Origin of the sequence: Inquilinus sp. 2KB_23 (assembly GCF_052115705.1) — a bacterium.
In the GTDB taxonomy this organism is placed as follows: domain Bacteria; phylum Pseudomonadota; class Alphaproteobacteria; order DSM-16000; family Inquilinaceae; genus Inquilinus; species Inquilinus ginsengisoli_A.
Genome location: NZ_JBFRHF010000029.1, coordinates 39,809 through 52,305 on the forward strand (window position 1 = coordinate 39,809; position 12,497 = coordinate 52,305).

General features: G+C 69.8%; 9 protein-coding genes. 7 read left to right on the plus strand and 2 right to left on the minus strand.

Annotated elements, in window-relative coordinates; genetic code table 11:
• Window positions 1-117: 117 nt before the first annotated feature.
• Window positions 118-1,494 carry a formimidoylglutamate deiminase gene (locus AB4112_RS29325; protein WP_441724683.1) on the minus strand — a complete coding sequence of 459 codons (1,377 nt, stop codon included), beginning with the start codon at window positions 1,492-1,494 and terminating at the stop codon, window positions 118-120.
• Complete coding sequence (locus tag AB4112_RS29330) at window positions 1,491-2,837, minus strand: Fic family protein (protein ID WP_441724686.1); 1,347 nt, start codon at window positions 2,835-2,837, stop codon at window positions 1,491-1,493. Before AB4112_RS29330 ends, AB4112_RS29325 begins: the two co-directional genes overlap by 4 nt.
• Before the next feature lie 57 nt (window positions 2,838-2,894).
• Here AB4112_RS29330 and hutI point away from each other — a divergent pair, with 57 nt between their 5' ends.
• The 7 genes from hutI to AB4112_RS29365 all read left to right on the plus strand — a co-directional run bounded on the left by hutI (window position 2,895) and on the right by AB4112_RS29365 (window position 12,493).
• Complete coding sequence (gene hutI, locus AB4112_RS29335; RefSeq protein WP_441724688.1) at window positions 2,895-4,106, plus strand: imidazolonepropionase; 1,212 nt, start codon at window positions 2,895-2,897, stop codon at window positions 4,104-4,106.
• Window positions 4,107-4,187: 81 nt separating this feature from the next.
• On the plus strand, window positions 4,188-4,751 hold the full coding sequence (locus AB4112_RS29340) for a lytic transglycosylase domain-containing protein (RefSeq protein WP_441724691.1): 564 nt from the start codon (window positions 4,188-4,190) through the stop codon (window positions 4,749-4,751).
• A gap of 118 nt (window positions 4,752-4,869) precedes the next feature.
• The gene (locus tag AB4112_RS29345) at window positions 4,870-7,635 is read left to right on the plus strand and encodes an SLBB domain-containing protein (protein WP_441724693.1); all 2,766 of its coding nucleotides are present in this window, start codon (window positions 4,870-4,872) and stop codon (window positions 7,633-7,635) included.
• Between the two features lie 170 nt (window positions 7,636-7,805).
• Entirely contained in the window at window positions 7,806-9,119 is a 1,314-nt protein-coding gene (locus AB4112_RS29350) for an NAD(P)/FAD-dependent oxidoreductase (protein ID WP_441724696.1), read from the plus strand.
• Window positions 9,116-9,898 (plus strand): DUF1365 domain-containing protein, encoded by a 783-nt coding sequence (locus AB4112_RS29355; protein ID WP_309792471.1) that lies wholly within the window; start codon window positions 9,116-9,118, stop codon window positions 9,896-9,898. Before AB4112_RS29350 ends, AB4112_RS29355 begins: the two co-directional genes overlap by 4 nt.
• Window positions 9,899-9,910: 12 nt before the next feature.
• A complete protein-coding gene (locus tag AB4112_RS29360) occupies window positions 9,911-11,146 on the plus strand; it encodes a class I SAM-dependent methyltransferase (protein ID WP_441724699.1) in 1,236 nt (411 codons plus the stop codon).
• Between the two features lie 12 nt (window positions 11,147-11,158).
• Window positions 11,159-12,493: an MFS transporter gene (locus AB4112_RS29365; protein WP_441724702.1), complete on the plus strand. Its 1,335-nt coding sequence runs from the start codon at window positions 11,159-11,161 to the stop codon at window positions 12,491-12,493.
• The last annotated feature ends 4 nt before the right edge of the window (window positions 12,494-12,497 follow it).

Below are 12,497 nucleotides of genomic sequence, written 5' to 3' on the forward strand. Positions count from 1 at the left end.
TCACAGCAGGCAGGCGGAATCGGGGTTAGGTTTGCATCAGCTCAGCGGCGTTTCTCGCCCGAGCGAGCCTCCCTGTTTCCCTTGTGGGTCCCGGCATGCCGGGGCCCTCTTTCTTTGTCAGCTCAGCAGCGCCGTCATCACCGAGCGGTAACGCGCCGCCACCGCCCGCTCATCGGCATGGTGCCCGTCGCGCACCCGCCAGCGGCCACCGGCCATCACGTCGCGGATCGGGGAATCGTTGCCGGCGAAGACGAAGCTGTCGAGCAGCGCGTCGCCCTGGCGGCCGATCAGCGCCGGGTGGTCGCTATCCAGCACCACCAGGTCGGCCCGGGCGTCGGCCTCGATCCGGCCCGAGGTCCGGCCGATCGCCTGGGCGCCGCCGTCGACCGCGGCCTGGAACAGCGTGGCCCCCACCGCCGGCCGGCCCGGCCCGGCGCCGACGCCGCGCTTCCGGTGCAGCAGGCGCTGGCCGTATTCGAGCCAGCGCAGCTCCTCGATCACCCCGACCGAGATGTGGCTGTCCGACCCGATGCCCAGCCGGCCGCCGGCGGCGAGATAGGGGGCGAGCGGGAACAGGCCGTCGCCGAGATTGGCCTCGGTGGTCGGGCACAGCCCGGCGATCGCGTCGCTGGCGGCCAGCGCCGTGGTCTCGGTCCCGGTCAGGTGGGTGGCGTGGACCAGGCACCAGCGCCCGTCGACCGGGGCGTGGTCGAGCAGCCATTCGACCGGGCGGGCGCCGCTCCAGGCCACGCACTGCTCGACCTCCTTGACCTGCTCGGCGATGTGGATGTGGATCGGCGACGACGGATCGATCGCCTGGATCCCGGCCACCGTCGCCGCCAGCATCTCCGGCGGCACCGCGCGCAGCGAATGCGGTGCGATGCCGATGCGGACATCGGCGTCGCCGGCGTGGTCGGCGCGCAGCCGGGCGGCGATGTCGAGGATGCCCTCGGCATCGTTCAGGAAGCGGCGCTGGCCGTCGCCGGCCTTCTGCCCGCCGAAGCCGCCGGTGTTGTACAGCACCGGCAGATGGGCGATGCCGATGCCGGTGGCCTTTGCGGCCGCGATCACCCGGCGCGACAGCTCGGCGCGGTCGGCATAGGGCGTGCCGTCCGGCTGGTGGTGCAGGTAGTGGAACTCCGCCACCGCGGTGTAGCCCGCCTTCAGCATCTCGATGTAGAGCTGGGCCGCGATCGCCTCGACCTGGTCGGGGTCGAGCACGCGGACGAAGCGGTACATCTGCTCGCGCCAGCTCCAAAAATCGTCGCCGGGGCCGGCGGCGGTTTCGGCCAGCCCGGCCATGGCGCGCTGGAAGGCATGGCTGTGCAGGTTGGCCATGCCGGGGAGGACGATGCCGGCGATCTGCTCGGCATCCCCGCGCTCGGCCCCGGCCGCGACCCGGGCGAAATTCCCGTTGGCGTCGATCTCGATCAGGACGTTCTCGGCCCAGCCGTCGGCCAGCAGGGCGGTCTCGGCGAAATAGCGCGTGGTCAAGATGGTCCCTTCTTTCCTTGCAGCCGCTCGGTGAGATCGGAGGGCGCGACATAGGCTTTGCCGCGTCCGACCTGCCGTTTTCGCAGCAGACCGGCTGCCAGCAGATCCTCCAGGTCGGCCCGCGCCGTATGATAGCTGACGCGATGCTTGTTCTTGTGTCCGTCGACGGTGACCTGCGCGCCCGGCGAGCGAGCGCCCGTTTTGAGAATGTCGAGCTGCCGATGGTTGAAGCGGCCCTCGTAAGGGGTCCCATCGAGCCAGGTCTCGACCAGCTCGATTTCCCGCGCCTTGCGGGCGAGGTAGTTCTGCAACCCTTCGATGGCGAGCCGCACCACCTTGGTCTGGTTGAGCAGGAAATAGGTCAGGTCATTATGGTCCAACTCGCTGTTCAGATAGGCCTTGGCGTATTGCACCGGCGACCGGCGGATAATGCTGGAGATGGAGATGAACTCCATCAGCCAGTATTTCTGCCGCAACAGCGACCAATAGAACAACGCTCGCGCCGTCCGGCCGTTGCCGTCGATGAAAGGGTGATCGTAGCCGATCATGAAGTGCAGGATGATGGCCCGGACCACGGGATGGATGAACTTGTCCGGCGGCGGGTTCAGGTCGTTGGCGAAGGCGCAGAATGCGTCAAGCCGCTGCGGCAGCGTATCGGCCTCCGGGGGGATGTGCAGAACTTCGCCGTCGCGCGGATCGACGACCTTGACGTCGTCCTTCGCTCGCCTCAGCCGGCCGGCCATCTCCGGCTTCTCCAGGGTTCCCTCGGTGACGACGCGATGCAGCTCGAGGATGATGGCCGGGGTCAGCGGCTGGTTGGCATGCTCGCGAACGAACTCCATGGCACGATAGTTGTTCAGCACCATCTGTTCGCCAAGGCTGCGCGGCTCACGATGATCGCGGATCATTTCGCGTGCCGCCTGCCGCGTGGTGGCCGCCCCTTCGAGGACGGAACTGGCGAAGGCTTCCTCGATCAACGAGGTCATGATGTAGCGGTCGCGTTGGGCGGTGGTCGCGGCCGGTGTTTCCGCCAGGATTTGGCCGCTCGCCTGGGTGTCGATCCAGTGCAGCACGGATCGCAGGATCGGCGGCTCGTTGAAGCGAAAGCGCTTGCCAGCCTTGTCGAGGAAGGGCAGTCCAAGGCTGCTGGCTCGTCTGGCACACTGCATGGCAAGCCACCAATCTTCGACGGGCAATTCCCGAGGAGGTTGGCGGAAGCGAACTTCATCCCACGATAGATACTCACCATCCGGTGATACCATGCCGATGTCGTATTCATATCGCAGCGCGTTCGCGATGCCGATGTTGGATTCGTCCAGGGACGGTGGCGATGAGATGCGCATGACAATGTTTTATAGCGAAACTCAAATTATAAAACATCTGCCTTGACGGAGAGATTCATGTGGGACCGGCTCTGGCTCAATGCGCGGCTGGCGACGATGGAGGGCGACGGATACGGCGCCATTCCCGAAGGCGCGATCGCGACGCAGGGCGACCGCATCGCCTGGGTCGGGCGGCAGGCGGACCTGCCCGGGGCGCCGGACCGGCTGGCCGCCGCGGTCGAGGATGCGGGCGGCGCCTGGGTCACGCCGGGGCTGATCGACTGCCACACCCATCTGGTGCATGGCGGCGACCGGGCGCGCGAATTCGCGATGCGGCTGCACGGCGCCAGCTATGAGGAGATCGCCCGCGCCGGCGGCGGCATCGTCTCCACCGTGACCGCGACGCGGGCGGCGGCGGAAGAGGAATTGTTGGAGTCGGCCCGGCGCCGGCTCGATGCGCTGGCGGCCGAGGGCGTCACAACCGTCGAGATCAAGTCCGGCTACGGCCTCGACCTCGCCACCGAATCGAAGATGCTGCGGGTGGCCGGGCGGCTGGCCCGGGACACCGGCATCCGGGTCCGGCGCAGCTTCCTCGGCGCCCATGCGGTGCCGGCGGAGGATCGCGACCATCCCGACCGCTACCTCGACCGCGTGGTTGAGGAGATGCTGCCGGCGATCGCCCGCGAGGGCCTGGCCGATGCGGTCGACGCCTTCGGCGAGACCATCGCCTTCTCGCCGGCGCAGGTCGAACGAGTGTTCCGGGCGGCGCAGGCGCTGGGCCTGCCGGTCAAGCTGCATGCCGACCAGCTGTCCGACCAGGACGGCGCGGCGCTGGCGGCTCGGTTCAAGGCGCTGTCGGCCGACCACCTGGAATACACCAGCGAATCCGGGGCGCAGGCGATGGGCCGCGCCGGCACCGTCGCGGTGCTGCTGCCCGGCGCCTATTATTTCCTGCGCGAGACCCAGCTGCCGCCGGTGGCGGCGTTCCGGCGGCACGGCGTGCCGATCGCGCTGGCGACCGACAACAACCCCGGCACCTCGCCGGCGACCTCGCTGCTGCTGATGCTGAACATGGGCTGCACCCTGTTCCGCCTGACGCCGGAGGAGGCGCTGGCCGGCGTCACCCGCAATGCGGCGCGGGCTCTGGGACTGGCGGCGGAATGCGGGCGGCTCGCGCCCGGGCTGGCGGCCGATTTCGTGTTCTGGGACGTGGCCGATCCGGCCGAGCTGTCCTACCGCATCGCCTTCAATCCCTGCCGCACCGTGATCCGGGCCGGCCAGCCGGTTTGAGGGGTCAGCCGGCCGGGGTTCTGTTCGACGGCGTCTTTGTGCTAGAAGCACGCCATCGATTGGCGGGGGAAGCCGGTTGCGTTGTTGATCGGGACGAGATGGGGCGCGGCGATCGCGGCATTGCTGCTCGGCCTGGCCGTGGCGGCCGGGCCGGCGCAGGCGGAGGATAGCTGCACATCCACCATCCTGGCGATGGAGGGCGCTTTCGGCATCCCCCAGGGGCTGCTGCTGGCGATCGCGCAGACCGAATCAGGTGGGAAGGGGGATCCCTATCCCTGGGCCCTGAACATCGGCGGGACCCCGATGTTCCCGAGCAGCCTCGCCGCCATGAAGGCAGCGATCGAGGACAACGGCGGCGGCGACAGTCCCAACATCGACGTCGGCTGCATGCAGATTTCCTTGCGCTATCACAAGGAAACGCTGCCGGACTACACGCTCATCTTTCAGCCACAATACAATGTGATCTACGGCGCCTACTTCCTGCGCCGGTTGTTCAACCAATACGGGAATTGGCTGCAGGCTATTGCGCATTATCATTCCAGCGACCCGGTTCGACAGTTCGCCTATGCCTGCCGGGTCTTGGAGCGGCTGAAGAAGATCCGCGGCCAGGGCAGCGGGGCAATTGAAGCTTGTACATCCGGTTGAGGGGACAAGGGATTGATTCGCCTTTTCTTTGCCGACCAGATCGGTCAGAAGATGGGACCATTGGGGGGCGTTGGCTCGATCAGCGCCGCGATCGAGCATTTTAGCGAAGCGGGGGACTATGAAGCCTGAGCAGAATGAGGGGCGCCACGATCGGCGCGGCGCAACGCGCCGAACCCTCCGGTACGGCGTCGGCCTGGCCCTGCTGGCGGGTGGCGCCCTGGCGCTGACCCCGGTCGCCGGCCGCGCCCAGCTCAACGCGCTGGTGGATCAACTGCAGCAGCTCGGCATCAACCCGTCGCAGCTGCAGCAGCAGGGCATCCAGCCCGACGGCTCGGCGATCCCGAGCGGCCCGCGCGTTCCGTCAACCGCACCGGCCACGGTGTCGACGTCCACGGTGGGCCCGGCGCCCTCGACCGTCACCCCTCTGCCCGGCTCGCGAATCGAGGGGGACTACCAGCGGCGGCTCAGCGGCGACATCACCCAGTTCGGCTACGATGTCTTCGCCGGCGGTGCGGTGGCCAGCCAGGTCATCAGCGGCGCCGTCAGCGAGAACTACGTCATCGGCATCGGCGACCAGATCGTGGTCACGCTGCGCGGCCAGGTGAACCAGGGCATCAACGCGACGGTCGACCGCGAAGGCCGGCTGATCCTGCAGGACCTGCCGCCGATCCCGGCCGCGGGCCGCGCCTTCGGCGATCTGCGGCGCGAGATCGAGACCCGGGTCAAGGAGAACTACGTCAGCACCGAGGCCTTCGTGTCGCTGGGCGACGTCCGGGCGATCTCGGTGACGCTGACCGGTGAGATCGGCAAGCCCGGCACCCAGACCCTGACCAGCTTCTCGACCCTGGTCGATGCGCTGACCGCCGCCGGCGGCATCAAGAAGACGGGGTCGCTGCGGTCGGTCATGCTGATCCGGCAGGGCCAGACCAAGGTCATCGACCTCTACGGCTTCCTGACCGGCAATGCCGGCGACAACGACCTGCTGCTGCAGGACGGTGACCGCATCGCCATCCCGACCATCGGGCGCACCGTCGCGGTGGCCGGCGACGTGGTCCGGCCGGGCATCTTCGAGATGCCGGCCGACGCCTCCGGCCCGCTCAGCGTCGCCGAGATGCTGGACTATGCGGGTGGGCCGATCCGCCCGGCGGGCAACCGCTTCAATCTGCTGCGGCTCGACCGCAACGGCCAGGACCAGGTCCAGAACCTCTCGGGCCAGACTGCCGTGCCGGTGCAGACCGGCGACATCATCCAGGTGACGCTGTCGCAGGACCTGCGGGTCGGCAGCGTCTCGGTCACCGGCAACGTCACCGTCGCCGGGGTCCGGCCGCTGACCAGCGCGCCCACCCTGCGCGCGCTGCTGTCCGATCCGCCGATCCTGGCAGACGACGCCTACATGCCGTTCGGCGTGATCCAGACCACCGATCCGAACTCGCGGATCCGCAAATTCGTGCCGGTCAATCTCGGCGTGGCGCTGCGGGGCGGCGGCAACATCCGCCTTCGCGATCGCGACAAGCTGATCGTGCTGTCGCGCGAGGACATCCGCTATCTCGGCTCGGACGACGTCCAGACCATGCTGTCCGGCATCCAGCCGGGCGCGGCCCGCTCCCCGGCGCCGGACCTGTCGCAGAATCCCCAGGCCGTGTCCCAGACGCTGAGCGCCATCCTGCCGCCGGCCAATGACGTGGCGTCGCCCCGGCAGGGCTGCCTCGGCCTGCGGTCCCTGGCGGAGGCGGTGCGCAACGACTCCACCGGCCGCTTCCGCAACGCGCGGCAGACGCTGCAGAACGACGCGAACGCGCTGCAGGTCAACCGGGCCTGCCCGCAGATCTTCGACGACCTTCCCGACCTGCTGCCCTTCGTGATCGAGCATGTGGTGTCGCTCGAAGGCCAGGTGCGGGTGCCGGGCAGCTATCCGATCATCCCGGGCACCTCGCTCGCCACCGTGATCGACATCGCCGGCGGCGCCACGGTCGAAGCCGACCGCGGCGCGATCGAAGTCGGCTACTTCTCGACCCTGTCGCCGTCCAACCTCAGCGGCTCCTGGCGGTCGGTGCAGAGCCTCGGCGCCTCGACGGCCTCGGTCCGGCTCAACCCCGGCGACAGCATCCGCGTGCCGCAGAGCGCGCAGCTGCGCGAAGAGGGCACGGTCACCCTGGCCGGCGAGTTCACCCATCCCGGCCGTTATGTCATCCGCCGCGGCGAGACGCTGCTGCAGCTGATCCAGCGCTCCGGCGGCTACACCAGCCAGGCCTTCACCTATGGCGCGGTGTTCACCCGCGAGGCGGTGCGGGCCCAGCAGCAGGAAGGCTTCGAGCGCACGGCCCGGGAGATCCAGGCCGGGCTGCCGCAGCTGGTCGCGTCCCAGAGCGACGACAGCAAGAACCCGGCCGCGGCCCTGCCGGCGATCCAGGGCCTGATCCAGGAGCTGAAGACCATTCCGGCGGTCGGGCGCATCGTGATCGAGGCCGACCCGACGGTGCTGGCCGCGCGGCCTGAGCTCGATTTCACGCTGGAGTCGGGTGACAAGCTGACCGTGCCGAAGCGGCCGCTCTTCGTCACGGTCTCGGGCGAGGTGCTCAACCCCGGCACGGTGCAGTACGCCGGCAACCATACGGCCGACGACTACATCGACCTCGCCGGCGGCCTGACCCGTGCGGCGGATGAAGGGCGTGCCTTCATCGTCCTGCCGAACGGCCAGGCGCAGCCGCTGGACCTGTCGTCCTGGAGCTACAGCTCGGTCAAGGTGGCGCCGGGGTCGGTGGTCATCGTGCCGCGCGACCTGAACCCGTTCAACCTCTACACCCTGGCCAAGGATGTCGGTCAGGTGTTCAGCAACCTGGCCGTGGCCGCCGCCTCGCTGGTGGTGATCGGCCGGAACAACTGACGCCCCGCCCGGTCGGGCGGGCCTGTCGGTCGGAAGAAGGGGCGGCACCGTCGGTGCCGCCCTTTTCGTTTGTCCCGGCCTCGGATCTGGCGGCCGTCCAGGTGATATGATCTGATCCCGGAAGGGCCCCGTAAGAGCGTTGAGGGCAGCAGGGGCACGGCGGCGGCAGCATGCGGATCGCAGTCATCGGAACGGGCATCAGCGGCCTCGGCGCGGCGCATCTGCTGCAGTCGCGGGCCGAAATCGTGCTGTATGACGGCGCGGCGCGGGCCGGCGGCCATGCCAACACCGTCGATGTCGGCCAGGACGGGCGGCAGGTGCCGGTCGACACCGGCTTTATCGTCTGCAACGAGGCGACCTACCCGAATTTCCTGCGGCTGCTCGGGACGTTGGGCGTGGCGACCGAGCCCACCGACATGTCGTTTTCCTTCAGTGCCGCCGGTGGCCGCTTCGAATATGCCGGCGACACGCTGGGCGGGCTGTTCGCGCAGCGGCGCAACGCCTTCCGCCCGGCGCATTACGGCATGCTGCGGGACATCCTGCGCTTCTACCGCGAGGCGCCAGGCCACCTGGACGCAGGTTCGGCCGACCTGACCCTGGGCGACCTGCTCGCCGGCGGCGGCTATGGCAGCGGCTTCGTGCACGACCACCTGCTGCCGATGGGCGCGGCGATCTGGTCCTGCCCGACGGCGGAGATGCTGCGCTTCCCGGCCCGGTCCTTCATCCGCTTCTTCGCCAATCACGGACTGCTTTCGGTGCGCGACCGGCCGGTCTGGCGCAGCGTGCCGGGCGGCAGCCGGGGCTATGTCGAGGCACTGACCGCCCCCTTCGCCGGGTCGCTGCGGCTCGGCACGCCGGTGGCGTCGCTCCACCGCACCGCGATCGGCGTGGTGGTGCGCGACGCGGCGGGGCAGGAGGACCGGTTCGACCAGGTCGTGGTCGCCACCCATGCCGACCAGGCGCTGGCGCTGCTGGCCGAGGCGGCGCCGCTGGAGCGCGAGGTGCTCGGCGCCTTCCGCTTCCAGGGCAACGACGCCGTGCTGCACGACGACCCGGCCCTGATGCCGCAGCGCAAGCGGGCCTGGGCCAGCTGGAACTATCTCAGCGAGGCCCGGCGCGGCGGCGCGGTCAGCGTCACCTACTGGATGAACCGGCTGCAGCCGCTGCCCGGGCTGCGGCCGGTCTTCGTCAGCCTCAACCCGTTCCGAATGCCGCGGCCAGGCAGCGTCCTGGCCCGGATCCGCTACGACCATCCGGTGTTCGACCATCGGGCGCTGGCGGCGCAGGCGGCGATCGGCACCATCCAGGGCCGCGGCGGGATCTGGTTCTGCGGCGCCTGGTGCGGCTACGGCTTCCACGAGGACGGCCTGGCCGCCGGCGTCGCCGTGGCGGAGGCGCTGGGCGCCAGGCGGCCCTGGGCGGTCGAGGACATGTCGCCGGCGGCGCAGCACTGCCGGCCGCTGCGTCCGGCGGAAGCGGCATGAACTCGGCGCTCTATCACGGCCGGGTGGTCCATGCCCGCACCGGCGCGGTCCGCCACCGCTTCGCCTACCGCGTGTTCTCGCTGCTGCTCGACCTCGACGAGCTGCCGCAGCTGGGCGCCGGGCTCCGTACTTTTGGTTACAACCGCTGGGCGCTGTTGTCCTTCCGCGACCGCGACCACGGCCCGCGCGACGGCAGTCCGCTGCGGCCCTGGGTCGAGCGGGTGCTGGCGCCACTCGGGCTCGGCCCGATCGGCCGGGTGCGGTTGCTGTGCTTCCCGCGGCTGTTCGGCTATGTCTTCAACCCGCTCAGCATCTACTACTGCGACGATGCCGCCGGCCGGCTGGCCGCGATCATCTACGAGGTGCGAAACACCTTCGGCGAGATGCATTGCTACGCCGTGCCGGTCGATCCCGGGCGGCGGCCGGCCGCCCCGGTGCTGCAGAGCTGCGGCAAGGAATTCTACGTCTCGCCCTTCATCGCCATGCGGGCGCATTACCGCTTCCGGCTGTCGCCGCCGGAGGAGGGGCTGTCGGTGCTGATCCGGCAGTCGGTGGCGGAGGGCGAGGTGCTGGTCGCCAGCCTGGTCGGCCGCCGGGCGCCGCTGACCGATGGCGGCATCCTGCGCGCGGTGCTGCGCCATCCGCTGGTCACGCTGAAGGTGATCGGCGCCATCCACTGGCAGGCCCTGCTTCTGTGGCGCAAGGGCGTGCCGCTGCACCGTCACCCGCCGCCACCGGCCCAGGCAATCACCCTCTTCGCGTCCCCCGACAACCCATAGCGACCCGGTTCGATGACGAACGACACCTCCTCCTCGATCGCGACGCTCGGCCAGCGGTCCGGCACCACCTACCGGCCGTCGCCGCTGATGCGCGTGATGCTGTCGCTGTCCGGCCGGCTCCGCGTCGGGCGGCTGACCATCCGCTTTCCCGACGGCAGCGGCCGGGTGATCCCGGGCAGCGAGCCGGGGCCGGAGGCGGTGCTGGAGATCCGCCGCAACCGGCTGGCGCGGCGCTTCCTGTTCGGCGGCAATCTCGGCTTCTGCGAGGCCTATCTCGACGGCGACTGGGCCAGCCCGGACGTCGAGGCCCTGTTCACCTACTTCCTGCTGAACGAGGACGGCATCGAGCGGGCGATGAACGGCCCGTCCTGGTCGCGCGGGCTGCAGCGCCTGCTGCGCGGGCTGCACCCCAACAACCGGCGCGGCGCCCGGCGCAACATCGCCCGGCACTATGACCTCGGCAACGATTTCTACGCCGCCTGGCTGGACCCGAGCCTGACCTATTCGGCGGCGATCTTTGCCGCGGCCGACGAGGCCCTGCCCTCGGCGCAGCGGCGGAAATACGCGCTGATGGCCCAACGCCTGGACCTCCGGCCCGGCCACCGGCTGCTGGAGATCGGCTGCGGCTGGGGCGGCTTCGCCCGCTTCGCAGCGACCGAGATCGGTGCGGCCGTGACGGCGGTCACGATCAGCCGCGAGCAATATGAATTCACAAAGAAATCGATATATGAGAATGCACTATCAGACAAAATTAATGTGATACTTCAGGACTATCGGGACATCGGTGGAAGCTTCGACCGCATCGCCTCGATCGAGATGTTCGAGGCGGTCGGCGAGGCCTATTGGCCGGCCTTCTTCGCCACGCTGCGCCAGCGCCTGGTGCCGGGCGGCCGGGCGGCGATGCAGGTCATCACCATCGCCGACCGCTATTTCGACACCTACCGCGCCGGGGCCGACTACATCCAGAAATACATCTTCCCCGGCGGCATGCTGCCGTCGCCCTCGGCCCTGGCCGGCCAGGTCGCCGCGGCCGGGCTGCGGCTGGACGAGATGGCCGGCTACGGCGCCGACTACGCCCGTACCCTGCGGCTGTGGAACGGCCGGTTTCAATCCGCCTGGCCGGCGATCGAGCCGATGGGCTTCGACCTCCGCTTCAAGCGGATGTGGGAGCAGTATCTGGCCTATTGCGCCGCCGGCTTCGCCGCGGGCACGATCGACCTGCAGCAGCTCTCGCTGACCCGCGACTGATGGCCTGACCGCATGGGCGATGCCCGCCCGCTCCGATCCTGGCGGCTTGCCGCCTATGCGTCGCCGGCCCTGCCGCTCGCGGCGCTGACCCTGCCGGTCTACATCCTGCTGCCGACCTTCTATGCCCGCGACCTCGGCATCGGCCTGTCCGCGGTCGGGGCGATCCTGCTGCTGGCGCGGCTGTTCGACGTGGTGGTCGATCCGGTGATCGGCGTGCTCAGCGACCGGCTGGCGACGCGCTGGGGCCGGCGCCGGCCCTGGGTGGTGGCCGGGCTGCCGCTGACCATGGCCGCGATCTGGTTCCTGTTCGTGCCCGGCCAGGGTGCCGGCGGGGCGCATCTCCTGGCCTGGAGCCTGGCGCTGCATCTCGGCTGGACCCTGATGATCCTGCCGATGTATGCGCTGGGCGCCGAACTGTCGGCCGACTATCACCAGCGCAGCCGCATCGCCGGCTTCCGCGAGGGCGCGGTGCTGCTGGGCACGGTGGTGGCGATCGGCCTGCCGGCGCTGGCCGGGCTGGGCGACCAGCCGGCGGCGGCGCTGCGCCTGCTGGCGCTGCTGCTGGTCGTCCTGCTGCCGCTGACCGTGCTGCTCTTCGTCCTGGCGGTGCGGGAGCCGCCGGGGACTCCCGCAGCCGGCGCGCCGGGGCTGCGGCGCGGCCTGCGGCTGATGGCCGGCAACGCGCCGTTCCGCCGGCTGATCGCGGCTTATCTGCTGAACGGCTTCGCCAACAGCCTGCCGGCGACCGTGTTCCTGCTGTTCGTCGACAGCATCCTGCAGGCGCCGGGCAGCGCCGGGCCGCTGCTGCTGCTCTATTTCGGGGTCGGGGTCTGCGCCATCCCGCTTTGGCTCCTCATCGCCCGGCATGTCGACAAGCACCGGGTCTGGTGCGGCGCGATGCTGGCGAACTGCGCGGTCTTCCTGTGGGTGCCGCTGCTGGGCCCCGGGGACCTGCCAGTCTTCACCGCCATCGTCGTGCTCAGCGGGCTGGCGCTGGGCGCGGATCTGGTGTTGCCGCCGTCGATGCAGGCCGATGTCGTCGATGTCGACCGGGTCGAGAGCGGCCAGCAGCGCACCGGCCTGTTCTTCGCGCTGTGGAGCATGGCGACCAAGCTGGCCCTGGCCGCCGCGGTCGGCGCCGCCTTCCCGATCCTGGAGGCCGCCGGCTACGACGCCGCCGCACCGGACGGCACCGGCGACCTCGCCCTGGCGCTGCTCTATGGCACGGTGCCGGTGGCGTTCAAGCTGGCGGCGGTGGCGCTGATGTGGCGATATCCCCTGACCCGGCGCCACCAGGCCGAGATCCGTGACCGGATCGAGGCCGCAGCCGCTGGCAGCCCGTCATGACCGG